Here is a 25041-nt window from a genome sequence, read left to right as displayed (position 1 = left end):
GCCAGGCAAGTATTCAATCCCTGATTAAGGATAAATTAGTCAATTATAAACTGCCGAAACATTGGATAAAATTACCAGAGATACCAAAAAGTCCCCAGGGGAAGATTAATCGAACCAATTTAATTAAATTAGCTGAAACTTTTTTGACACCGAGTCAAACCCCAGACGATAATTATAGCTGATCTAAACAGATACTCTAAGGAGAATCTTCAGGATAGTCGATAAATACCCGCTCTCCAACCTTAACCCCATTAAGAACCTGAGTTTTATCGCCGATGACTGGGCCAAGAGTCACCGGACGGAATTTAGGTTTATTCTCCTGGTTAGGAACTAATACCCCAGTCTTGCCATTTTGAGTTAAAACAGCGACATTTGGTACGACTAAAGCCTGAGGAATTGAGGACCCTAAAAGAGTCAGTCTCACATTCATTCCCGACAGGAGTTTTTCCTGTCCCGTTTCAATTGCTATCTGTACCTGAAAAGAGGTGACATTGTTAGTCCTGACTGCTTCTGGGGCAATCAAGCGGACTCTCCCTTGAAAGACTTTTTGCGGATAGGCATCAGTACGAATTTGCACCATTTGTCCGACTTTTATTTTACTAATATCTACTTCTGAAAGTTCGGCGAGAATCTCCAATCCCGTGGCTAAAGCAACAATTGAAGTAGAAGTAGCAGAAGCACTACTAGAAGCGGAAGTAGTTGGGGTGACAAAAGCACCGATGCTGGCATAGCGTTGAGTAATCAAGCCGGAAAAGGGAGCCACAACCACGCTATCTTGCATTTGGGATTGAACCCGCAAAACTTGAGCTTTGGCTACGGCGACTTCTGCCCTTGCTTGGGCAATTTCTTGGGGGCGGCTGCCATTTTCCAATTCTGTTAGTGCGGATTTAGCTTCAGCAACTTCGGCACGCGCCTGGGCAATTTCTTGGGGGCGGCTGCCATTTTTCAGTTTAGCTAATTGGTTCATTGCTTCTTGGCTATTAGCGGCAGCACTCTCAGCATCGGCAGTGGCTTCATCTAGTTTATCTTCAGCGATCGCTCCATCGGCTAAAAGCTGTCGGTTCCTCTCCAGTCTAGCGACGGCGAGTCTTTCTTTGGCTTGGACTGCTTCTAGTTGAGCTTGAGCTTGGGCAATGTCTTCAAGGCGACTGCCCGCCAGTAATTGAGCGAGACGGGCTTCGGTTTGGCTCAAACGGGCAAGACCTTGGGCGATGTCTTCAGGGCGGCTGCCCGCCAGCAATTCAGCGAGACGGGCTTCTTGGCGACTGAGGTTAGCCTGCGCTTCTATTAGTTGGGTGCGAATTTCTGTATCTTCCATGCGGGCGATAACTTGCCCTTCCTTGACCCGATCTCCTTTTTCCACGAGAAGTTCTGTCAAGCGCCCGGAAGTTTTGGGACTAATATTGACGCTTTCAATCGGTCTAACTGTGCCGCTGGCTTGAATTTCTAAGGTAAGGTTCTCTTGTTTGACGGCAACCGTGAGGTGATTGATGTCTGTGGGAGCAGCGGGACGGCGCGATGTTAGGTAAACTGTAGCAGTGCTGCCGATGATGCCGACGGTGAGGATTCCCATCGTCCAGGTACGGGGGAGCTTGAGGGTAATTTTGGGGATCACTGGAACTTGCATAGTTAGGTTTTATATACTCCGCAAGGCGACAATTGGGTCTAGTCGGGCTGCCTGTCGGGCAGGGGCGACTCCGAAAAATAGTCCGATACTTCCCGACACACCTAAAGTTAAAGCAATCACTAGAGGAGAAATGCTGGCTTTGAGGGGAGTAAAACTAGCAACGAGGATATTGCCGCCGACTCCCACAAAAGCCCCGATTGACCCCCCAAGTACCGAAAGGATAACTGCTTCAATAAGAAACTGCATGAGAATCTGGCGGCCAGATGCTCCTACTGCTTTTCGTAGTCCAATTTCTGAAGTGCGCTCACTTACAGAAATCAGCATAATATTCATGATACCAATGCCGCCGACGAAAAGAGAGATACTGGCGATCGCTACTAAGAATAAAGTCAGGGCGCTGGCAATCCGGTCGGCAGTTGCTGACAAATCTTTTTGAGTTTGTATGCTAAAGTCAGATGCCTGATGGCGCTGTCGCAGTAGATTTCTTACTTGAAATAGGGCGGCTTCTACTCTGGTTTTATCTCGTGCTGAAAAGGAAATAAAGGATAGTTCTATACCAGCAGAAGAGGTTCTTCCAGTCAGGCGATTGGCCATTGTGGTAACTGGTATCATGGCAACATCATCTAAATTGGTTCCTAATACTGAACCTTTCGGTTTCATCACTCCAATAACGCGAAAATCAATATTTCTAATCCGCACGTATTGATTTAGAGGATTTTCTTGGTTAAATAATTTTGTTGCCAATTCTGGTCCTAAAGTCACGACTAAATTATTGCTTTCAATATCTGATTCATTCAAAAATCGCCCCTTAGCTACATCAAAATTTCGCACCGAGAGATATTCTGGTGTGGTGCCAATAGCACGAGTCTCAAAGGTTTTACTGCCGTAATTTGCAACTTCGGTCGATTGAATTTCAGGAGCAACTTCTGACACGGCCGGCACTTGAGTGGCAATCGCTCTAGCATCTTCTAATACTAAACTTCTCGGTTTTTGATAAGTAGTCCCCCAACCATCGCTGACATCAGGGACGACAAATAAAACATTAGTTCCCAAGGATTGAAACTGCTGGGCTGCTAAATTTTGTGTTCCCTGACCAATTCCGAATAAGGTGATGACGGAAGCATTACCCACAATAATTCCTAGCATAGTCAGACTACTACGCAGTTTATTTTTGAGGAGATTTTGACTGGCAATTTGCCAATAATCAAAAATTTTCATTAGTTCCCTCCTGATTGAGTTTGACTGCGGAATTTTAGATTAATTAGGGCTTGAATTAAACGCCATACCATCAAGCCAAAAATGGCAAGCAGAAAAGTTGAAGTAGCAAAAGCTTTTAATTCTTCTAAACCCAAAATAGGAGGCCAATGCCAAAGCTTAGAAGTAATTGAAACTACTGCTTGGGGATACTTGACTGATTCTTGCCAGAAGAGAGGAAAAATGAACCAAAGAAAATATCCCCAAATAGCAAAACTCAGGAAAGTATATAAGGTTAAAATTATCAAAATTATGGGAGGCCAAGGTAAAGGTTTTACTGGACGTTTCCTGAATTTATTGAAGAAATAATTAGAAATGCGTAAGGGTTGCGCCGCTAAATTTGTCACCCCCAAAGCATCAGCAAGGAACCAATAGCCATCAAACTTAAAGACTGGATTGAGGGTAAATAGACAACTGCCCACAATCATCAAGAGAGCGAGTTTAAAGGCGAGCAAATCAGTAAATTTATAGATTATAACATAAACAGCAGCAACTACCAATTGGAAAAATACGCCGCCAATATCGACAATTACCCTTTGCCAACGCTTGAGTCGCCAAGCGGCACTAACATCACTATAAAAAGCTGGCCAAATCAGATAGAAAGTAAACCCAATATCACTGGGTTCACTACCATAACGGCTACAGGCACTCGCGTGACCTAATTCATGAATTATCAAGGAAAATAGAAATAGTAAATAGCCCCAGAACAAGCCATCTGGTGTAACTTCTAGCTTAAAATCATTATGGGGAGCAATAGCAACGGCCAGTGCCATGAAACCTAGCAAAAAATAGACACTAATTTTAGAAAAGGCAAAAGAAAGAGAAGCTGCGATGGGACGAACCCAACTTTTCGGCAGTAGGGGAAATTTAAAGAAAAATTCTGACCGCTTTGACTTAGGATTGCGCTCAATTTCATGAATTTGTCCTAGTACTTTATGATAAGCTGCTTCAACTTGAGCGGGCGATACCTGCTGTCCTTTTTTATTCAGATCTTCAGCCACTGACTCGAAGGAAACCCCCAAGCTGTGCTGTTCCAAAAGGTAATAGGAAGTAGATGACAGTCTAATATAGGTGGGATTTGTTCCCACTGCTAATAGATAAACTGGACGACCTTCAGATGTATCAACTATCAGTCGTTCTTGAATTCCCTGGATGTCTGGCAATTTGTTCATATTGCTTCAAGTTTTTGCAACCTACTAACTGAAAAAATACGAGATCCACGGCAATCGCCGTGACAGTGTAAATGATTTCTGTACTGGGACTAAGGTCTTGAGGAACTAGCAAAATATCAGTGAACAACAAATTCTGTAAGCCATGGCTGAGAATTGCTGGATAAACACTGTTAGTTCTCATGCGAATTGCACACCAAGCCAAGCCATCGGCAATGAAAAGAGGAATCCAACTCGGCTGTCCTAAAGACAAGTGTAACAGGCCAAATAAAAAAGAACTGATAGCAGCCGCTACTACTGGTCGAGAAATTTCTTTTAAGGTTCCACTATAAAGTAAACCGCGAAAGTGAATTTCTTCAGTTGCCCCATTGACGAACAGGAAAAACAATAAATCGGGAATTAGTATTTCCCACTTGGGCAGGCTAACACGGTAAGGCAAAAAGATAACCCAAGTTAGAGAACGCAATGCTAAAAAAGAGAAAGCCCAAAGGAAGGAAGACAGTTGGGGAATGCCGCCTAGACCACAATCCTTAAAACTATACCAGCGATAAATTAGATATAAGCTGACTAATAACTGTCCTCCATAGATTAGTAAGGATAAAATTTGGTTATCTACCTGCAATAAGTAAGCAGGTAATGCCAAAATAGCACTGCCGAAGAGAGGAAAGAAGAAAAGGGCGGTGATTCGCCCAACTTTCTTGATACTATCCGCTTTTATTGCCTTGAGTATTGCCATTTTTCTCTCATTCCCTTATGAAGTAATCTGTCTGCTCAGTTGATGCCAAGCATTGGCCGCTTTCATCACGAAGGTGCTAGTTATGGTGCGGCTGCCATAGGAAAGAATTTGATAGACTTGACCAGAAGCGCGCCCCAATTCCATGCAAATAAATTGACAATTTTCCCAAGCTTTATCTGGTTGCTGACAACTTTGCAAAAATGACAAAGCTGGAGTAGCTAAATTATTATTCTCCTCACCTCCCCCCAGCTTGGCAACAGTCGCTAATCCCAACAAAGATAGGGCTGTACTAAGGGAATCACTATCCTCTGTCAGTCCCCAACCTCCATCAGAATGTTGCTGAGTTTTCAAAAAGTTCGAGGCGCGGGAAATCGCCGGTGAATCCGGTTTAGTAGCGGCTAACAATCTCAAGCAGACGTAAGTGCCATAATAGGGACCGTGATACCAACTGCTTAACCAACTACCGTCAGCCTGTTGTTGAGATTCTAAATAGGTAATTCCCTGTTTAATTTGATCAGAAAAACGTTGTGAATCGTACAACCAAAGAGCATAGACTAAATTAGCAATTACATCGGTATCAGGTCCAGTTCCCCAGGCCTCTTTTGCCCACTTAGCTTGGTTTTCTTGTTCTGGAGTCCGCTGATTTTGGGGGATAATCCAGGTTTCAAAACTACCATCAGGATAGGCACAATCTTCTAAAAGAAATTTCAAAGGAGTTTCGCAGAATTTTATAAGTTCTGCGGTATGACCCAAACGCAACAAAACCTGCATTATCTGTGCTAAATCATCGGCATCGGGTGACAATTCTGGCAAGTCAGGAAAATAACTCCAGCCGCCAATTCCTGTTGTTCGCTGACAGTTCAGGAGATAGTTTACTTCTTCTTTTAGTAACGGCTGGAGTAACCCGCCTAACTGTTCATCGACATCACATAAAGCATCAGCAATTAATGCTCTTTGAAACACATCTCCATACTGGTATTCTTGAGAAGAACTAAATCCTTGCTCTTGGGCAAATACCATGATGTGTCTAGCTTCCCCAAAGCCTAACTGCCACTGTTTGATGATAAAGTTTAATCCATCCCATGACAGTTGTTGCCATTCACTTGCAGCCGCAGGCGGGGTTAAAGTAAATTTAGGCTGTTTTTTAGCACGTTCTAGGTTTTTCTGGACGATGCCAGCTATATCTTCAATTAATGTCTGACATTTGTGACGTAGTTTTGAGGTCACATTCCACCAGAGTAGTTCTGGCAATTCTTCTTTTAATATTTCTGCCTGATCGAGATGTTTTAAGGCAAGTTCTAAGACATAATTAGCGTGTCCTTGATAATAAATTTTATGATTTAATTTTTTGGGTAACTCCTCTAATTGTTCCTGGCTGTATTGGTGCGGTGATTCATCTATGAGGCGAGACAGCAATAAAGATGGTATTCCAGTTTGTAAGTCTTCCTTCCAGTCGCGGAGATCGTCGAGCATTTGACCAGCGACATAAAAATTACTAATCGATTCTCCCAAAGAGTCTAAGTAAGTATCATCTTGAGCTAATTCTACCAAGCCGGCAATCGCCGTTTTAGCAACTCCGGTTTTATCCTTAATACTTTGAATGGCAACTGATTCTGTATATTCACTCCAAGTACGTTTTCCTGAAATAAAATCATTTTCCTCAAGACAAGCTTGAGTGTATTGAGATAAATAACCTCGAAACCTTTGCCAGAAAGTTGTATTAGGCGGAAATATTTGATAAAGTAAATGATAGGATTCAAATTGCCTTGCTTGCATTCCTAGTACACTAGCTATATTTATACCGCTAGATGCTTGATCTATTACTTCATCACACAACACAACAGAATTAGCAAAAAACTGACCAGCTAGAGCCAATATCCTAATATCATCAACCTGTAGAGTAGGAAAAGCTTTAATAAAGAAATAGACAAAAAAAGCTTGCTGATCTATCCCTATTTGCGGATTATTGTCTAAACTATTTCTTAGCAGATTGTCTGTCCATAAAATCTGTAATCGGTGTTTTTCCTTGGCTATTATCTCAATTTCTTCTTGAAATTCCAACCTCAAAGTTTCTAGGTAATTCATATTCACCATCCTAATTAGATAAAAAACAGAATAGCTTAATTGGGGTTAAGAGTAATCTTTATCTGTTGCTGTACTTTTGAATCACTCTCCCTAAATAAGCTATTCTGATTCAAACAAATTATAACAATTTGTTAGCTAATTGGAGTTTTTAGTTCCAATAAGCTAAGCATCCTACCGTTTGTTCTGCGGCTGCGGCTGCTAACTCAAGACGTTTTTCCAGTTCTTCAACATCAATTTCGTCGAGATTTAAGTTCTCGATTTCAGGTTGAATGTTTTTGGTTTTGTCATCCATGATGGTATTCTCCTTTTAGTTGGATTAAGTTGACTTGAACAATTGGGTTGAGAAAGATAACTCTCCCCAGGCACAGCTTGACAGATAAAGACCGTTTATACAGGACACAAAAGCTCCTGTCTTTCTTCTACTTCCGTACCAGCCACATGATTTAAATATGCTTCAGCTACACTGGCTCGAAAGCGATGGGCAAAACCATCACAATAATTGGTATAGAATTTGCCCTTATTACTCATGGCGACAGCAGCACACCCACCTCCGCAAGAAAAAGAATAGCGACACTTGCGACAAACTGGGTTAGAAACAATCGTGCGATTTCGCCAGGTTTGGTTTAATTCTTCATTTAAGATAACTTGACTGTCTTCTGTTATGTAACCAATGCGAATTTTCGGATCTCCCGTTTTCTCCCAACAAGCATAAATATCCCCAAAAGGATCGAAAACGTACATTTTGTTATGGGCAGCACAGAAACTTGATTGAAAGAAATTTATCGGCTCTCTATTCTCTGCAAAAATCTCTCTGACCCTCGCCATCAATCCATCATCCGGGCGGTCAATTACCCTCATATTGGGATGTTCTTGCCGCAGGGAGTTTAGTTGCAAATCTAATTCCCAAGAATTTAATGTGGTTTTGACCTCAGTTTTGGCATTAGACGCAGTAACTACGGCAGTATAAGCCTGAAATCTTTTGTATTTATTCCAGCCTCTAGCAACAATTTCATCAGCTAAATCGGGCAGTTTATTAACATTGTTCCTGTCAATATTCATTCGCACTGCCACCCGGACTCCCAAATCTAATGCTCGCGTAATATTCTGGGCAATTTGCTCGTAAGAACCTTTACCGTCCGCATAAATTCGCCGCTTATCATGTTCGTGGGGAATGCCATCTAAAGTGATTTGTAGCCAAGAAATTTTCTCTGGAGCCAGTAAATCTTGATAAGCTTCTAACTCTGTTCCATTGGTAACTGCTGAGAAATTTACCTTACCTGAAGCGAAGGCGCGTTCAAGGATATATTCAATTGTTGAGCGGTTTTCTGCTAATAAAGGCTCGCCACCAAAAAGAGTAATATCGCGAGGTAAGTCAGCATCTTCTGCTACGCCGTGAGCCGCTTCAATGGCAGGCATAGCGGCAAAAATCCTATCCACTACCTCTGGGGACATTCTTGTTAATAAATGCTTGTAGGCTGGATCTGTCCTCATGTGATCTTGAAAACAATAAGGACAGCGCAGATTACAACTATAGGTAGGCATGAAAACATAAGTCGGCATCAAACGCTTCTGGAAATGATGCAGCTTGGTTGCTAACTTCACGAAGAATGCCTCCTCTTCCTCTGGTGTCATTTTCGTCAAGTATCCCCGCTTTTTCAGCAACTCAATTGTTGCTTCAGCGGGAGGTGTGATTTCCCCATTAATAGCCGGTTCAGGAGTCCAATCTCCGTATAGAGGTTTAGGTGGTGCTTTCACTTCCAGGGAACGCAAATAGGTGGCAACCCGTCGAGAAACTTTGTTATAAGCTCCCGTGTAACCATGGACTAGCAGCATTTCGTCGGTACTGCTCGGTAAGTCAACATAGATCGTGTAACTGCTTGTTCTTAGCATGGTAAGTCAAAGTATAATATGTTGATAGGTTATTAATGTAAGCGAGGAGGCAACGGAAAAATGGGGGCTTCAACCACGTTATTGGGCTGAGTTAGCCTCAGATCATTTTTGAAAAGTAATGACAACCTAGTTGATTATTCCAAAGCGCAATTTCTTTCTGAGAGCGGAATTTTCAGATGTTAGTTACGACTGTTAAAAATTAGTATCAGTTGCCTAGTTTTTCTGTTTCTGAGAAGGGTAAGAGGCGATTGGCTTTGCACCCCCCTTTAACCTTGACCATCAATTTAGCATATTTTCTCGGCATTAACTGAAACGTAATATAATTAACTGAAACTTAATATAATTAACTAAAACTTAATATAATTAACTAAAACTTAATAAATATTAAGAACAAACCTAATGATTAGAACTTTGGCTTTTATCGAATTTGTGTGATAATCAGGGCTTATCATTCCTAGTAGTTTTGCTAGGCAAGGTTTTGAAGACTATATTTCTGGAAAATTATCCCTATTCTTCTGCTCTGCACACAGAAACGAGAAAAACCAGATATAGTTATTTCAAAAATGAATGTTAAGTAGGTGGGTGGAATTAAATATAAGATGAACGTAGGTTGGGCTGAAGCATGAAACCCAACGCCTGCATGGGTTACGCTACCGCTAACCCATCCTACAAATGATTGTGCCTCCCTACTTAAAAGTTGATAGCTATCTTGCTAAAGATTGACCGCTCAGGCAATAATGGGAAGGTTTATCATCCCCATTAAAGTAAAGAATGCTCAACGCTTTTATTTGGCTACCGATTATAGGGGCGATACTGATTGCCTACACGCCTCTAGAGGCGAAAAAAGTGCGAGGATTAGCTCTAACTCTTGCTGTCGTTCTCTTACTGCTTAATATTCTCCTTGGCTGGCAATTTGACCCTAGTAACCCGCAAATGCAGTTCACGGTTAACCTGCCTTGGATTAATTTCCTCGGTTTCAATTATGCCCTCGGTGTCGATGGCTTATCATTTTCATTACTTTTTCTTAACAGCATCTTGACAATAATTGCTCTTTATGCTAGTGGCACAGAGGTTAACCGACCGAAATTTTACTATTCTCTGCTCTTGTTACTCAATGCCGGAGTAGCGGGGGCCTTTCTAGCGCAGGATTTACTGCTATTCTTCCTATTTTACGAATTAGAAATCGTCCCGCTTTACTTTCTCATTGCCATTTGGGGGGGTCAAAGACGCGGTTACGCGGGCATGAAATTTTTATTATATACGGCAATTTCTGGCTTTTTAGTGCTAATCTCTTTCCTTGGCTTAGTTTGGCTAACTGGTGCTAATAATTTCGCCTATAACCCCCTTTTATCGAACAATTTAGACGTTAAAACCCAATTACTGCTCCTCATCCCCCTTCTGATTGGATTAGCCATCAAAATCCCGATTTTTCCCTTTCATACTTGGCTACCGGATGCCCACGTCGAAGCATCTACCCCCGTTTCTGTGCTTTTAGCGGGAATATTACTCAAATTAGGAACCTATGGACTGCTGCGCTTTGGAGTCGGTTTATTTCTCGATGCTTGGGTAACTCTCGCTCCTTGGTTAGCAACGATAGCAGCTATCAGCGCCCTCTACGGGGCCAGTTGCGCTATTGCCCAAAAGGATATGAAAAAAGTAGTCGCCTATTCTTCCATTTCCCACATGGCCTATATTTTACTAGCGGCGGCGGCCACCACCAGATTAAGCATCACCGCGGCGATTTTGCAGATGATTAGTCACGGTTTAATTTCCGCTTTGTTATTTTTGTTGGTGGGAGTAGTGTATAAAAAAACCGGCAGTCGGGATGTGGATTATCTACGCGGTTTATTAAATCCAGAAAGAGGTTTACCAATCACGGGAATGTTAATGATTTTAGCGGCCATGGCCAGCGCCGGCATCCCCGGAATGGTGGGATTTATCGCCGAATTTTTGGTCTTTCGTGGCAGTTTCCCGATTTTTCCGATACAAACGCTCTTATGTTTGGTCGCTAGTGGTTTAACCGCAGTATATTTTCTCCTGATGATTAATCGGGTTTTCTTTGGTCGTTTAACCCCCGAATTATCGCGCATTCCTCGCAGTACCTGGCCCGAAAGATTTCCCGAAATTGCCTTGGCTTTATTTATTATTGTTTTGGGATTACAACCGAGTTGGATGATTCACTGGACTGAAAACCAAGCATCAGTGTTATTAACTGGCACGGCAATCAGTCAAAGGCAATCATAGAAACCTTTTTCGGAATTTTTCAAACCTAGACCGAAACTAACTTGTGGATAGGAGCCGAAACGTCAAAAATTTTTGGCTTTGCGGAGGGAATTAACCGTTAAAACCACCTGTTCCCCCACCAGTTCAATTTCTTCTAAAGTATTAAAACGACTCAACCCGAAGCGCAGGGAGGCATAAGCGAGAGATTCGGGGCGACCCAAGGCAGTTAAAACGTGGGAGGGGGCGGTATGGCTAGAAGAACAGGCAGAACCAGAGGAAAGAGCCACTATTGGCTGTAATCCTAACAATAACGCCGCACCGTCCACCCCTTCAATACTAATATTCAAATTTCCGGCTAATCTTTGGCTAGGATGACCATTGAGATAAATTCTGTCTAATTGACTGATAATCTCCCATAAACGGGCTTTTAACTGATTTAAGTGGCTGGTATCTTCTTCAATCGCTTTGATGCCCAATTCTACCGCCTTGGCAAAACCGACAATTTGCGGTGTAAATATTGTACCCGATCGCAGTCCTTTTTCCTGGCCTCCCCCTTGAATTTGAGCGGCGAGACGAACTCTGGGGTTCCGGCGCCGGACGTACAGCGCACCGATTCCCTTCGGTCCGTGGACTTTGTGGGCAGTTAAGGACATCAGATCTATATTCATTTCCTCCACATCTAGGGGAATTTTCCCGATTGCTTGGGCCGCATCCGTATGAAAAAGTACCTGATACTGGCGACAAATCGCCCCAATTGCCGCTAAAGGTTGAATCACCCCAATCTCGTTATTAGCAGCCATAATTGACAGCAAAATCGTGTCAGGACGCAAAGATTTTTCTAGTAGTTCCAAGTCAATTAGGCCATCAGCACCGACGGGTAAAATTGTCACCTCAAAACCCAATTTTTCCAGATAATGACAGGGATCTAAAACGGCGCGATGTTCTGTCATCACCGTAACTATATGCCTTCCCTTGGCGAAATAAGCTTCGGCAACCCCTTTGATAGCTAGGTTATTGGCCTCTGTTGCTCCACTGGTAAAAATAATTTCTTCGGGACTACTATTAATAGCAGCGGCGATTGTTTCTCTTGCCTGTTTAACCGCAGCCTCGGCTGTCCAACCATAGACATGATTAATACTACTGGCATTACCAAAGTGTTCGGTAAAATAGGGCAACATCGCCGCCAGAACTTGCGGCTCCATCGGTGTCGTGGCGTGGCAATCTAGATAAATCGGCTTTTGAGACATATTTTTCCCCCGCGGGGGATTTGAGAAGGAGATATCCTCTGTTTTAAGAGAATCTCTGAAAGTGCATTGCTAATCTATGTTAACAAAAAAGTATCGGATAAGTAGGTAGGCACAATTATTTGTAGGATGGGTTAGCGGTAGCGTAACCCATGCGGGCGTTGGGTTTCATGCTTCAACCCAACCTACGTTCATTTTATATTTAATTCCACCCACCCACTCAGCAGTCAACAGCTTACAACTCAGTCCAGAACTTTAAGATTTAATAATGAGAGCGCAATCGCTCTCTGACAGCAGTTACAATTCCCCTATCCCAATGTTGTTCAGTAACCCAACAGGATTAATAACACATATTTTCCCGCTCAATCATGGCTAAAAAATCGAAGGCATTTAGTGAACTGCTCAGGCTGCAGAAAATGTCCCAAGGATCCGAAAAACCCTTGAAAAGCTTTGAGAAGAAATTAAGAGAAAAGTCCTTGCCTTTCAAGGAAATTGTCGTCTCTCCTTCTGGGGAAGTCACAATGTCGGAAGTTCTGGAGGATTTTATCGAGCCTTACCGCGAATCCAATGAAACAAAGGGATCTATGCGAACACTGCTGACCATAGGGATAATCGCTTGGAATCTGGCGTTGTCCCCCGAGTCAAAGCGGCAAGAGATGATAGACCGAGTTTTTAACAAAGACCTTCTTAAAGGAGATAAAAGGCTCAAGGCGGAGATTCAAGAGCTAATCGAGGAGCTAATCGCTAGGAAAAACCGTTATTTCTCGGAAAACAAGCGGATGATTGTGGATTTTGAGTTAAAAGAGCTAGGAAGCGAGTATCATCTCTCGGTTGCCTCCAGCTTGTCGCCCGAATTTTCCGAGTCAGAGTTTGCCTTCAAAGTCGGCGACTCGGTCATCGTCAAACAGGGTGTACTTGACCCAGATTTGGGGACTGACATCGGTGGTTGGCAAGGAAGAATTGTGACAATTGAGCGGCAGAGCAATCTCATCGGCATTGAATGGGATAGCATCACCCTGAAAAACATCCCCAGTTCGGTGATTGACCAGTGTGAAGTGGAAAACTTAGACTGGGCTCAAATGTGCCTCTTCTCAACGGATGTGGAATTAACCCAACCTCGAGATACAGAAGAAGATGTGGCCGCCATCATTGAGCAAATTGAGTCTAACATCGTTGGAGCTATTTAGCAGAAAAGAGAAAGGCGATTCCGGCGGTTGGCCGACGTTGACCATGAGGATGAAATGGCGGCTTTAGACGCTTGGAAAAAAACACTTGATTCATTACCCTATTGACCATCGAGCAGCGATTTGGAGGAGAGAAATTTGAGATGGATGATTCCCAGAAATACGAGGCTGACTGTCAAAAGATAAGAAAAGCCAATCATGAATTACTAACGGATTTTGAGAGTTGGCTAGAATCATCAGGCCTGTCCGAAAAAACCATTAATAATCATGTTTCAAATATAGATTTTTATATCAACGAATATTTACTCTATGAAGATGCCGTAGAAGCCAAAGACGGGGTAGATATGGTCAGTGAATTTTTGGGTTATTGGTTTATCAAAAAGGCACTGTGGGCCAGTCAATCAAGCATCAAGGCTAATGCAGGTAGTCTGAAAAAGTTCTACACTTTCTTACTTGAAAAAGGCCTAATAGATAAAGATGATTTGCAAGAACTTAAAGAAACCATCAAGGAAGAAATGAGTGAATGGCTGGAAACCCTAAGGCGATACGATGACCCATTGACTGAAGATATGTCGGATGTTTGGTAATCTTAACCAAGTGGCAATCCCCCACCCTGTGGCTGAGAAGCTATACTGCTATTGTCAGGACACAACAAGAGTGAAACAATGGAAACATTAGAATTAGAAAGCTGCCAGTCGATTCTTAAAGCTGGTCAAACAACCACAGAAAGAGCTTTACAATTGTTTGACGCTCTCGACCCCGTGAGTTTAGACTTTATGCTCGGTCGTTGGCAAGGTTCTGGACTTCAGACAAATCACCCAATGGATGGTTTATTAGAAGCATCTAATTGGTATGGTAAAGAATTTGTCGATACTGAGAATGTCCACCCCCTGTTATTTTTAGATGGTCAGGGAAAAATTTTTAAGGTGGCACCCAATCCCACGGCCATGAACTGGATTTTGAAGTTGCCGATACTCAAAAATAATTCTCTGAAACCTTTACTGATGCTGACCAACTCCTTGCTGAAAACAGAGACAAGTCAGGCTAGACTGCGAATGATGGAATATCGGGGCAAAGTCAGCGCCACGATGATTTATGATTATTTGCCGATTAATGACTCTTTTCGGAAAGTAGATGATAATACCGTGCTGGGAATTATGGATTTTAAAAACTCTCCCCAACCTTTCTTTTTTGTTCTCAAGCGATGTCAAAGACCTCTTAATTCTTGAGGTTCGATTTAAACGCTCTGGTGCAAGAATTTAGAGTTGAGGGATAATTCAAGTACAGAGGAACAGGAGGTAATTATGAACTTATCATCGTTGTCATCGGGTTGAAGTGGCTGAGAAGTTAAAAAAATTAACTCACCAACCAATTAAGCATTTAGAATAACATAATTCTACACTTGCTGTGGACGAAATGCGCGTTCATCCCATTCTTCTTGATAAATAGAGTCAGATGTTTGATTCATTTTGAGTGCAATATCACTTAAGAGTTTGTGGCGTTTGAACATTCTTCTAATTTCACCATCGACTAGATTCAACAAATAAGGAATTTCATGTCCTTATTTGACAAAAAGAGAGAAAATATTAAATATTTGTAAACTTTTTCGCCTAAGTTACCTTTCTGTGGTAAGCAAATCTTTACTGCTCCGATTCGGGGGTTTCTTGGGGGGTGTCATCGTTGTTGGTTTCTCGCTGGGGACTTGCGCTTTGATAATGTACCATTTATGGCTTGTCTGATTCTTCTACAGAGCGACTGTCTGGCTGGGATATTATTCCTACGCAGGTCCCCTGGGTTATTGCTGAGGTCGAGGCGTTGCAGGGAGGTAAGTTGAGCGAGCGCTTCTGGTATCTCATTGCTGAGGTCGAGGCGTTGCAGGGAGGTAAGTTGAGCGAGCGCTTCTGGTATCTCGCTGATTTGGTTATTGCTGAGGTCGAGGTATTGCAGGGAGGTAAGTCGTCGAGCGAGCGCTTCTGGAATCTTCCTGATTTGGTTATTGCTGAGGTCGAGGCGTACCAGGGAGGTAAGTCGAGCGAGCGCTTCTGGAATCTTCCTGATTTGGTTATTGCTGAGGTCGAGGTCTCTCAGGGAGGTAAGTTGAGCGAGCGCTTCTGGTATCTTCCTGATTTGGTTATTGCTGAGGTAGAGGTCTCTCAGGGAGGTAAGTTGAGCGAGCGCTTCTGGAATCTCGCTGATTTGGTTATGGTTGAGGTGGATGCTTTGCAGGCGGGTGAGGTGAGCGAGCGCTTCTGGAATCTTCCTGATTTGGTTATTGTTGAGGTAGAGGTCTCTCAGGGAGGTAAGTTGAGCGAGCGCTTCTGGAATCTCGCTGATTTGGTTATGGTTGAGGTCGAGGCGCTGCAGGGAGGTGAGGTGAGCGAGCGCTTCTGGAATCTCGCTGATTTGGTTATGGTTGAGGTCGAGGCGCTGCAGGGAGGTGAGGTGAGCGAGCGCTTCTGGTATCTCGCTGATTTGGTTATGGCCGAGGGCAAGGGATCGCAGAGAGGTGAGTTGAGGGATTTCGGGGGGAATTTCTGTTAAGTTTCTGCCAGACAGATCCAACTTCTCCGCTCTTTCGTCCTTTGCCCTTTGAATTAACTCTAATACTTCCCGTGCTGTCATTGACCATCCCCCCGCTACTATATTTACTCCATTTTGGCAAAAGATCCGGTTAATACAACTGGTGGTGATCAGCTAGTCCACTGTTAACAGTATGATTAACTCCCACACGCGGTTATTCATACATTTGTATCAGTTTGGGGATGACTGATAATTGCTGATTGTCGCTATTTCTGCAAATGTGAGGCTCTTCTAGGTTCTGTGTGAGCATGGTATAATGATAACACAGAACGGGAGGTGGGTTATGTGGATAAATGACTCTTCTCGACTTTGTGTGATAATTTTTGCTTATGGAATCGCAAAATGTTTACCGGACAAGACTTTTAAGACTATTTTGACGTTCGGCGAAGCTCGGTCGAGCTGCAGAAGAAACTATCAGTATAGATCTCGTTTCCACACAGAAACCGGAAGAGCCAATGTGAGATGCAGCCAAATGAATAATTATAGAATTCAAGAGAATTTATCCTGAAGACAGGGATTGATAAGGAATAATTTCTTCGAGGGTATTTCCTAACTTTTCCCTCGCTAGATCTAACTCATAGGCTTTTTGTAAATTCATCCAAATTTCTGCCCCTGTATTAAAAAAACGCCCTAATTTTAAAGCAATATCTCCCGTGATATTTCCTTGTCCCTTGAGAATTTGCTCAAGTTCATTCTCAGAGATATTAACTCTTGTGGCAAGCTGAGAAACATTAAGATTAATTTCCTCTAATTCATCAGCTAAAATTTCACCGGGGTGGATAGGACTTTTCCAATTATTCATCGTGAATTTTCCTTAATGATAATCAACAATTTCAACATTAGTAGCTGCATCATCCCATGAGAAACAAATACGATACTGGTCATTGACACGAATACTATATTGACCGATTCTATCTCCTTTTAAACGTTCTAAGCGGTTACTCGGCAATCCTGCTAATGCTTCTAGTGTATTAGCACTTTCTAAAATACGCAATCTTTTGATCGCTAATCGTTCAATCCCAGAAAACTTTTTAACAAACTGCTTATTATATAGCTTTTCTGTATCTTTACATCGAAAGCTTTTAATCATGGGTTATTTTTGTCATGTCTAAGGCAATAATTTGATAAATTTAGCTAAATTTATCAACCGTCCCGATAATTACTCAAATTTTTCTCATCTTTTTTTCTCAAACCAAGTTTGTAATAATTCCCCAGATTCCTTGGCTAAAATTCCCGCGATTACCGGTAAACGATGGTTAGAAAAAGGACTATCAATAAAATTAGCCACAGTGCGGATAACTCCTGTTTTCGGATCGTCAGCACCGTACACTAATAATCCTAGCCTAGCCTGAATGATTGCCCCGGCACACATGGGACAGGGTTCGAGGGTGACGTAGAGGGTACAATCATTTAAGTGCCAATTGCCTAAAACTTGACTAGCGGCACGAATCGCCAGAATTTCGGCGTGAGCGGTGGAATCATGGTGTTTTTCCTTGCAATTAGCCCCTTGAGCGATTAAATGTCCCTGTTTATCCACGATAACCGCTCCCACAGGTACATCACCCCGGTTTCCCGCAGTTGCCGCTAAATTTAAAGCTAACTGCATCCATTGCCGATGTTTCTCATAGGCTTTTTCATCAATAGACTTTAGATAGTCCCACATTTAGCCAGTAAATTATCTAATTTTTTCTGACCATCCAAAGCATACAAATCATCACAACCACCGATATGTTCATTATTAATAAAAATCTGTGGTACACTGCGTTTACCGTTGGACCGTTCGGCCATGGCTTGACGAGCGCTTTCATCCCCATCAATCTTGTATTCGGTGTATTTTACCCCTTTCCAACCCAGCAACCATTTAGCACGAATACAGTAGGGACAAGTTGCCCAGGTGTAAATTTCCACATTGGCCTTGATATTCTCGTTATAACGCCCAAAAAGCGAGTTAAATAGATTTAGCATCGTTCTTACTAAGTAGTTAGGTGTTAAAAACTGTCAGATGCCCCCCTTATTAAGGGGGGATTAAGGGGGGATCGACACCCCCCTTATTAAGGGGGGATTAAGGAGGGATCGACACCCCCCTTATTAAGGGGGGATTAAGGGGGGATCCATCTTCAATTTAATTATAACCAGCTACTTACTCTCCTATTTATCTCTATTTTATGGATTCTGCTACCAAAAAAGCCCAATTACGCAAACAACTAATTGCCCAAAGACGAGCGCTTCCTAAGCATATTTGGCAAGAAAATAGTCAGCAACTTTGCAAAAATTTACAATCTTTACCCCTCTTTCACCACGCTAAAACCATTCTCGCTTACTTCAGTTATCGTCAAGAGCCGGATTTAAGTTCCTTATTTTGTCAACACCATCGCTGGGGTTTTCCCCGTTGTGACGGAGATAGCCTGACTTGGCACTGTTGGACTGCCGATGATCCCCTAGAATTAAATCGTTATGGCATCTACGAACCAACAGCGATCGCTCCTCTCATTTTACCGGCCGAAGTGGACTTACTATTAATTCCCGCCGTCGCTTGCGATCGCCAAGGTTATCGCTTAGGTTACGGGGGAGGTTATTTTGATCGTCTCCTACATTCCCCCGAATGGCAAGCTATCCCCTCGATCGGGATTGTCTTTGACTTTGCCTATCTCGATCCCCTTCCCCTCGATACTTGGGACCAAAAATTACAGGCAATCTGTACCGAATCAAGAACCGAAATTTTTTAACAATTATTTCCCTATTCCCTCACACCCAATCCCCAAGCTGATCCCTGTCTCGGAGTCTCCTATCTGGGAGTCTCCTGTCTCCTATCCCCTATCTCCTATCTCCTGTCTCCTATCTCCTATCTCCTATCTCCTATCTCCTGACTCCTGACTCCTGACTCCTGACTCCTGACTCCTTACCTCACCGTTAACTTTACTTTTCACCGACTACTCATATATTAAGTTTTATTGAATCCGATCGACCCTTAAGATAGCTTTGCTAGGATGAAATTCACATCAGGAGATGTTTAAAGTAATCACCAGAAAAAGTCAACAGGGAAGCAATGAAACACTTTCACGAACCATGGATTCAAGAATGGTGTCAAGAAAACGGCTGGACAGAGCTATTTCTCGAACGCTACAGTAATTATTGGGCATTCCCTCCCAATGCCGTGATGCCAGAACCAATTCCCACCAAAGTGTTACAAAACATTAAGCGCCAAAAAGGTCTATCCCCTGCCGAAAAACTTTGGTTAGGAGTGGCGATCGGATTGACTTTGACAGCTTTAATTCTCTGTATCACCCTCGCTTGTCCCATGCCTATAGTTCTCGCTTTCGCTTTTGATGCTGTCACCGCAGCGCGATTGGAAGTGGAATATTAACTGGGCAAAAATTGAGAAGTAAAAACCCAAAAAGGGGGAGATTTTTCCGAAAGTCTTCCCCTTTGCCGCTTTTTTCTGGACAGGGATGATGGATCTGTTCAACGAAACAGGGTAAAATCGGGCGATAATTTAAGAAAGTAGATTCATCGGTTTTTTAGCCGTCAGGAGTCAGTATTTAGGAGTCAGGAGATTATTTTTATTTATTCTCCCCACTTCCCTCTCCCCCCACTCCCCAATTGAGCATCTCATTTATGCAAGTGAGTAATTATACTTATCCATAAAACTGTTTTCTAGCAAGGCTTTCAAAATAGCTTGACATAAAAACCTGATTTAGGGGTTACAAAGGTGAGATGCTCCCCTCCCCAATTCATAATTCATAATTCATAATTCATAATTCATAATTCCCATGTCCGAATCTCGTCGCTTACAGTTTACCCCCGATCTGGAAATTTGTCGTATTTTGAACGGAATGTGGCAAGTTTCAGGCGCCCATGGTTCGATCGCACCCCAAAAAGCGATCCCTAGTATGTTCTCCTATCTAGATGCCGGTTTCACCACTTGGGATCTGGCCGATCATTACGGGCCGGCCGAAGATTTTATCGGTGAATTTCGTCGTCAATTAGTCGCCCAAAGGGGCATTGATGCTTTAAATAATCTGCAAGCTTTCACTAAATGGGTTCCCCGTCCGGGTAAAATGACTAAGGAAATAGTCGCAAAAAATATCGCTATTTCCCTACGTCGTATGGATGTGGATAGTCTCGATTTATTGCAGTTTCACTGGTGGGATTATCGCGATAAAAATTATCTAGATGCCTTATATTTTTTAGGAGAATTACAACAGGAAGGCAAAATTAAACACCTGGCCTTGACTAATTTCGACACGGAACATTTAAAAATTATTCTCAGCACCGGGATTAAAATAGTCTCCAATCAAGTCCAGTTTTCCCTGATTGATCGCCGTCCTCTAGTCAAAATGGCACAATTTTGCCAAGAACATAACATCTATCTACTCGCCTATGGTACTCTAGCAGGAGGCTTATTAGGGGCAAAATATCTCGGTCATCCTGAACCCAATCCCATGAGTCTCAATACCGCTAGTTTACGGAAATATAAAAACATGATCAATGCTTGGGGAAACTGGCAATTATTCCAAGAATTATTAACCGTTCTTAAAGCGATCGCTGATTCCTATCATGTCACCATTCCTAATGTGGCAGTGCGTTACGTTCTCGAACAAAAAGCCGTAGCTGGGGCAATTATCGGGGTGCGTTTGGGTGTTGCTGAACATATCCAAGAAAATGCCCGTATTTTCGATTTTCAATTATCCCCCCAAGACTATCAAAAAATTGATCATGTCTTGCAAAAATCCCAGGATTTATTGCAGTTAATCGGTGATTGCGGTGATGAGTACCGTCGTTAAGTAGGTAGGTGTTAAAAATTGTCAGCTTTCCCCCCTTATTAAGGGGGGACTAAGGGGGGATCGGCACACCCCTTATCAAGGACTGATAACTGATAACTGAAGACTGATAACTGAAGACTGATAACTGAAGACTGAAAAGAGGCTAATGATGAGATTTGAACAACCAATCCCCGATGATCCCGCTAATCAATGGCGCTATCAATTAGATCAATTCGTGCAAGAAAATCAACAGGAATTAGCCGGTTTAATGTGGGGTTTACTCTCGGAATGGGGAGAAGATGCCCAAGAAACCCTGGGCATCGATCTTAAACCCCAGCCCCATTTTGTCTGTTGTTCTAGGGAGGCTCTAGAGAAATTAAATCGCAAGGTTAATTGTAAAATTCAAGAGATGCTTGGGATTATTTATCGCTATAATCCCAGGGAAGAAGTGGCTATAGTCGCTATCGGTGATGGTCAGGTAAAATTGATTTATTTTCAACCCGATCTTTCCCCCCCTGAATGTTTTAATCGCCTCGAAGTGGATCTCGATACCCTAATTCAACAGTTAGAGTCCAAAATGCTGGCGGAAATCCAATCTTTCCCAATTTGATGCCGATTGCCAGCGCAAAAAGTTGGCAGGTTGTCCCACCGATAAACCCGCTAATCCGATCGCTTTTCTGGGGGATTCTGTCCCTAAAAGAATCGCCGTTTCTAAATCACATATTCCCCAGTTAACTAAATTGGCTACTCCTTGTAATAAGGGTAAGGTTGTTCCCGCTAAAGTACCGTCAAAAAGTCTTGCTGTTCCCTGTTTAACTTCAATTTCTCTCTCGTCCCAAGGATAGACACCATCTTCTAAACCGATCGGCGCTAAAGCATCACTAACTAAGAAAATTCCTCGATGATAATTACTGGCTTTTAGTAATAATTCTATCATGGTTGGATGGATGTGTTGACCATCGGCAATTAACCCACAATACACCTCGCAATTGATAATTGCTTCCCCTAATAACCCCGGTTGACGATGATGTAAAGGAGGCATGGCATTGAAGGCATGAGTAACCATTTTTGCCCCCTGTAAAAAGGCTTCTTTTGCTATTTCTTGACTCGCTTGCGAATGTCCTAAACTGACGGTAATCCCTCGATCGCTTAAGTATTTAATCACCGTACCGCTACTATCTAATTCGGGGGCTAGGGTGATAATTTTTACGATCGATAAGTAGTCCCCAAAGATTTTATCTACTGTTTCTATACTTGGGTTTAAAAGATATTGGGCTGGATGCGCCCCCCTTTTTTCATAGTTTAAAAATGGTCCCTCTAAATGTACTCCTAAAACCTGCGCGCTCGCTCGATTTTCCTGTTTCTGTTTCTCGATATATTTGGCAATTACTGAGAGGGATTTTTGAAATTTCTCCACAGACGTGGTTACTAAGGTGGGCAGATAACTATCAATTCCTTGATTCCCAAGATAATCGCTAATCTTATCTAACTTTTCTAGATCTGTTATTTCTAAGTCGGGAAATGCTAATCCTAACCCTCCGTTGATCTGTAAATCTACTCCTCCCAACGATAGCCAATCCCCTTCCATATCGATAATCTTTTCCCCTTTTTTTCTTCCCCCCATCTCCCTTATCCTCTCAATCTTTCCAGCAGCATTTATCTCTATTTGTTGTCGATCCTGATGGGCGGGAATTCTAGCGTTAATTAGGGTTATCATAGAAGTAGAAAACTAATTTTTTTTTATTATAATCTCAAAAAAAAACTTTTTTTTTGATCATGCTTGACAAGTGGGCATTTTTTTGAGATACTTTTTTATATAATGGGAATCTTTGCGTTCAATGATGGACACTTACATCCAATTATATAAAAACTCATCATAAAAAAATAATACCATAACCTGTCCGCTCCCTGCCCAGAGATTGCAAAAATACTTTACAAAACAATTAAGCAGGGAGGCACAATTATTGGTAGGATGGGTTAGCGGTAGCGTAACCCATGCGGGAGTTGGGTTTCATGCTTCCACCCAACCTAAGTTCATCTTATGTTTAATTCCACCCACCTACTTATACCAAATCCGTTTTTAATAGTGTGATTAACTCTCAAGTTATGAATTGTTTCTCCCCACACCCCACTTTCCTATCACCCCACTTCCCCCCGCAACGCGCACGCAGTGACCACCCCACTATCCTATACTTTTTAAACAGGATTTAGTATTACAGCCTTTCTCCCGCAGTTCCGGCGTTCCCCAAAACCAGTGACTGTCAGAGGGAAAGCTTTGTCCTATAATAAAATTAAGACCTTATAAAAACTACTTTTTTAGCGATAAAAGAGCAGCAATCTCAGCAATTAGAGAGGGGTGTGTGTTTTTTAAAAAAATAGGGAAACAGACTCAAGAACCGCGTCGTATTATTATCGGAGATGTGCATGGCAATTTTCAGGCACTTTTGCGACTATTAAACCGAGTTGCTCCCGATAGTGAGGATGAGGTTTATTTTCTGGGAGATTTAATCGATCGAGGACAGCAGAGCTTGGAAGTGGTGGATTTTGTCATCAAAAATAACTACCAGTGTCTCCTAGGAAATCATGAATATATGCTCTTAAAAGCTCTGGCAGGAAAAGAAGTTTCTGAAAAATGGTTTAACGGCTGGATCGAGAGTGGCGGGGCGGCGACACTACTAAGTTATAATAACAATATACCCGCCGAGCATATTAATTGGTTTCAATCCCTACCCGCTTATTTAGATTTAGGAGATATTTGGTTAGTTCATGCGGGAGTACAACCAGAATATCCCCTTGAACAGCAAACAAATGAGCAGTTTTGTTGGATTAGAAACGAATTTCATACCATGACCCAACCCTATTTCAAGGATAAACTAATTATCACAGGTCATACTTTAACCTTTACCTTTCCCGATGTCAAACCGGGACAACTAGCTCGCGGCAGCGGTTGGCTAGACATTGAAACTGGGGTTTATCATCCTCAAAGTGGTTGGTTAACTGCTTTAGATTGGACAAATCAATTAGTTTATCAAGTGCAGTCTCAAAATAAAAATTGTCGCACGATCCCTTTAGAAAAAGCCGTGGTTAATCTAGATATTGACAAGATTTATCGCTACTCTTCCCAGCAAAGCTCATCTAAATTGCTGAATATTTAATGGTGATCAGAAAAGAGAAGCGATAAAATCGGAAGGATCGGTTAAAATAGTTGATAATCTGATTAATACCCTTTTCTAATGACCCTTGCACTCTTATACCAAGCCTTCATCGAAACAATTCAACATCCTGACCCTGAGATAAATCTAGCTCGGGCAGCCCTACAAATAGCCAATTTTGAATATCCGCGCCTCAATATTGATCACTATTTAAATAGAATAAATTTAATGGCTGAGGAGGTAAAAAAACGTTTACCCGATAGATTATATCCTTTAAAAATAGTCAAGATTATCAATCAATATTTGTTTGAAGATTTACAATTTAATGGTAATACCCAAGAATACTATGACCCCCGCAATAGCTACTTAAATGACGTAATTGATCGCCGCACAGGTATTCCGCTCACTCTCTCGATTATCTATTTAGAGATTGCCAAACAGATCGATTTTCCCATGGTAGGAATTGGTATGCCGGGCCATTTTATTATCCGTCCCGATTTCGAGGAAGTGGAAATTTTTGTCGATCCCTTTCACGGTGGTGAAATCTTATTTAAACAGGACTGTCAAGAAAGATTAAGTCAGGTTTATCAACAGCCAGTTAAATTAGAAGAACATTTTCTCAATATTGCTACCAATCAGCAAATTTTGTTACGTTTGTTGACTAATTTAAAATATATTTACCTGAATCGTCAACAATGGTCTCAGACAATTCGGACAATAGATCTGCTACTTTTGCTCATTCCTAATCATCCCTTAGAGCTGCGCGATCGAGGTTTAGTTTACTATCAAATTGGACAATTCAGCCAAGCGCAACAGGATTTAGGCTTCTATCTTGCTCTCCTACCCAACGCCCAAGATGCGGAATCAATTCGGCAATTATTGCAAAAAATTAACTCTTAAGTTGTCCGTCGTCAGGAGATTATTTTTATTTGTTCTCCCCAGATCCCACACCCCACACCCCACACCCCACCAACAAACTTTTTGCCGCAAACCCTATACTTTGCACGGCTACAACTTGCATTTTTTACTCAAGGACAATAATATAGTTTAAGAGTCATAATTAGAAGCAAAGCACTCATTAAAAACATGATTAACCTAGAATTCACGGAAGAAGAAAAGAACTCACTGTATTAT

Annotated in this window: 23 protein-coding genes and 2 pseudogenes; 11 read left to right on the top strand and 14 right to left on the bottom strand. The window is 42.2% G+C overall.

Features of this window, described 5'->3' with window-relative positions; translation table 11 throughout:
• A pseudogene (locus IM500_RS04780) lies at positions 1 to 182 on the top strand (hypothetical protein); the annotation flags it as partial.
• A gap of 14 nt (positions 183 to 196) precedes the next feature.
• On the opposite strand, the gene IM500_RS04775 reads toward IM500_RS04780, so the two are convergent.
• From IM500_RS04775 to IM500_RS04745, 7 genes are all read right to left on the bottom strand, one after another.
• Positions 197 to 1627, bottom strand: a complete 1431-nt coding sequence (locus IM500_RS04775) for an efflux RND transporter periplasmic adaptor subunit (protein ID WP_190719307.1) — start codon at positions 1625 to 1627, stop codon at positions 197 to 199.
• A 9-nt stretch (positions 1628 to 1636) separates the two neighbouring features.
• A complete protein-coding gene (locus IM500_RS04770; RefSeq protein WP_072924667.1) occupies positions 1637 to 2845 on the bottom strand; it encodes an ABC transporter permease in 1209 nt (402 codons plus the stop codon).
• Complete coding sequence (locus IM500_RS04765; protein WP_287737839.1) at positions 2845 to 4053, bottom strand: M50 family metallopeptidase; 1209 nt, start codon at positions 4051 to 4053, stop codon at positions 2845 to 2847. The genes IM500_RS04770 and IM500_RS04765 overlap by 1 nt, the downstream gene beginning before the upstream one ends.
• Entirely contained in the window at positions 4004 to 4786 is a 783-nt protein-coding gene (locus IM500_RS04760; RefSeq protein ID WP_287737837.1) for a CPBP family intramembrane glutamic endopeptidase, read from the bottom strand. The genes IM500_RS04765 and IM500_RS04760 overlap by 50 nt, the downstream gene beginning before the upstream one ends.
• A gap of 15 nt (positions 4787 to 4801) precedes the next feature.
• A complete protein-coding gene (locus IM500_RS04755; protein WP_287737836.1) occupies positions 4802 to 6871 on the bottom strand; it encodes a prenyltransferase/squalene oxidase repeat-containing protein in 2070 nt (689 codons plus the stop codon).
• A gap of 148 nt (positions 6872 to 7019) precedes the next feature.
• Positions 7020 to 7163, bottom strand: coding sequence for a hypothetical protein (locus IM500_RS04750; protein WP_287737835.1), 144 nt, complete (start codon positions 7161 to 7163; stop codon positions 7020 to 7022).
• 95 nt (positions 7164 to 7258) lie between these two features.
• Positions 7259 to 8761, bottom strand: coding sequence for a radical SAM/SPASM domain-containing protein (locus IM500_RS04745; RefSeq protein WP_287737834.1), 1503 nt, complete (start codon positions 8759 to 8761; stop codon positions 7259 to 7261).
• Between the two features lie 771 nt (positions 8762 to 9532).
• Here IM500_RS04745 and IM500_RS04740 point away from each other — a divergent pair.
• Positions 9533 to 11005, top strand: a complete 1473-nt coding sequence (locus IM500_RS04740) for an NADH-quinone oxidoreductase subunit M (RefSeq protein WP_069474864.1) — start codon at positions 9533 to 9535, stop codon at positions 11003 to 11005.
• A gap of 62 nt (positions 11006 to 11067) precedes the next feature.
• Here the strand turns inward: IM500_RS04740 and IM500_RS04735 are convergent, their stop codons facing one another.
• Positions 11068 to 12231: a cysteine desulfurase family protein gene (locus IM500_RS04735; protein ID WP_190719321.1), complete on the bottom strand. Its 1164-nt coding sequence runs from the start codon at positions 12229 to 12231 to the stop codon at positions 11068 to 11070.
• Positions 12232 to 12596: 365 nt separating this feature from the next.
• On the opposite strand from IM500_RS04735, the gene IM500_RS04730 reads away from it, so the two are divergent.
• From IM500_RS04730 to IM500_RS04720, 3 genes are all read left to right on the top strand, one after another.
• A complete protein-coding gene (locus tag IM500_RS04730) occupies positions 12597 to 13415 on the top strand; it encodes a hypothetical protein (protein WP_190719325.1) in 819 nt (272 codons plus the stop codon).
• Positions 13416 to 13555: 140 nt separating this feature from the next.
• Positions 13556 to 13999, top strand: coding sequence for a site-specific integrase (locus IM500_RS04725; RefSeq protein WP_147069181.1), 444 nt, complete (start codon positions 13556 to 13558; stop codon positions 13997 to 13999).
• A 78-nt stretch (positions 14000 to 14077) separates the two neighbouring features.
• Positions 14078 to 14641: a DUF4334 domain-containing protein gene (locus tag IM500_RS04720; protein ID WP_287733460.1), complete on the top strand. Its 564-nt coding sequence runs from the start codon at positions 14078 to 14080 to the stop codon at positions 14639 to 14641.
• 565 nt (positions 14642 to 15206) lie between these two features.
• Here IM500_RS04720 and IM500_RS04715 read toward each other — a convergent pair.
• From IM500_RS04715 to grxC, 5 genes and pseudogenes are all read right to left on the bottom strand, one after another.
• Positions 15207 to 16034, bottom strand: a pseudogene (locus IM500_RS04715) (leucine-rich repeat domain-containing protein); the annotation flags it as partial.
• A gap of 457 nt (positions 16035 to 16491) precedes the next feature.
• Positions 16492 to 16794, bottom strand: coding sequence for a HigA family addiction module antitoxin (locus tag IM500_RS04710; RefSeq protein WP_052275888.1), 303 nt, complete (start codon positions 16792 to 16794; stop codon positions 16492 to 16494).
• A gap of 12 nt (positions 16795 to 16806) precedes the next feature.
• Positions 16807 to 17082 (bottom strand): type II toxin-antitoxin system RelE/ParE family toxin, encoded by a 276-nt coding sequence (locus IM500_RS04705; RefSeq protein ID WP_002762339.1) that lies wholly within the window; start codon positions 17080 to 17082, stop codon positions 16807 to 16809.
• 84 nt (positions 17083 to 17166) lie between these two features.
• Entirely contained in the window at positions 17167 to 17655 is a 489-nt protein-coding gene (gene tadA, locus IM500_RS04700; RefSeq protein ID WP_190722498.1) for a tRNA adenosine(34) deaminase TadA, read from the bottom strand.
• The gene (grxC, locus tag IM500_RS04695; protein ID WP_002751734.1) at positions 17640 to 17957 is read right to left on the bottom strand and encodes a glutaredoxin 3; all 318 of its coding nucleotides are present in this window, start codon (positions 17955 to 17957) and stop codon (positions 17640 to 17642) included. Before grxC ends, tadA begins: the two co-directional genes overlap by 16 nt.
• Before the next feature lie 200 nt (positions 17958 to 18157).
• On the opposite strand from grxC, the gene IM500_RS04690 reads away from it, so the two are divergent.
• The 4 genes from IM500_RS04690 to ccmS all read left to right on the top strand — a co-directional run bounded on the left by IM500_RS04690 (position 18158) and on the right by ccmS (position 21365).
• On the top strand, positions 18158 to 18718 hold the full coding sequence (locus tag IM500_RS04690; protein ID WP_190722497.1) for a 5-formyltetrahydrofolate cyclo-ligase: 561 nt from the start codon (positions 18158 to 18160) through the stop codon (positions 18716 to 18718).
• A 320-nt stretch (positions 18719 to 19038) separates the two neighbouring features.
• The gene (locus tag IM500_RS04685; protein ID WP_002762345.1) at positions 19039 to 19356 is read left to right on the top strand and encodes a slr1957 family protein; all 318 of its coding nucleotides are present in this window, start codon (positions 19039 to 19041) and stop codon (positions 19354 to 19356) included.
• A gap of 406 nt (positions 19357 to 19762) precedes the next feature.
• Positions 19763 to 20776: an aldo/keto reductase gene (locus IM500_RS04680; RefSeq protein ID WP_061430636.1), complete on the top strand. Its 1014-nt coding sequence runs from the start codon at positions 19763 to 19765 to the stop codon at positions 20774 to 20776.
• Between the two features lie 148 nt (positions 20777 to 20924).
• On the top strand, positions 20925 to 21365 hold the full coding sequence (ccmS, locus tag IM500_RS04675) for a beta-carboxysome assembly chaperone CcmS (protein ID WP_190722502.1): 441 nt from the start codon (positions 20925 to 20927) through the stop codon (positions 21363 to 21365).
• Here ccmS and nagA read toward each other — a convergent pair.
• Positions 21321 to 22472 (bottom strand): N-acetylglucosamine-6-phosphate deacetylase, encoded by a 1152-nt coding sequence (gene nagA / locus IM500_RS04670; RefSeq protein WP_190722496.1) that lies wholly within the window; start codon positions 22470 to 22472, stop codon positions 21321 to 21323. The genes ccmS and nagA overlap by 45 nt on opposite strands.
• A gap of 643 nt (positions 22473 to 23115) precedes the next feature.
• Here nagA and IM500_RS04665 point away from each other — a divergent pair.
• Positions 23116 to 23910, top strand: coding sequence for a metallophosphoesterase family protein (locus IM500_RS04665; RefSeq protein WP_190722495.1), 795 nt, complete (start codon positions 23116 to 23118; stop codon positions 23908 to 23910).
• Between the two features lie 78 nt (positions 23911 to 23988).
• Entirely contained in the window at positions 23989 to 24807 is an 819-nt protein-coding gene (locus tag IM500_RS04660; protein WP_147069167.1) for a SirB1 family protein, read from the top strand.
• The last annotated feature ends 234 nt before the right edge of the window (positions 24808 to 25041 follow it).

Origin of the sequence: Microcystis sp. M179S2 (assembly GCF_020245805.1) — a bacterium.
Classification (GTDB): domain Bacteria; phylum Cyanobacteriota; class Cyanobacteriia; order Cyanobacteriales; family Microcystaceae; genus Microcystis; species Microcystis aeruginosa.
Note: the sequence above shows the minus strand (reverse complement) of the source record. Positions and strands in the feature narration are given on the sequence as shown.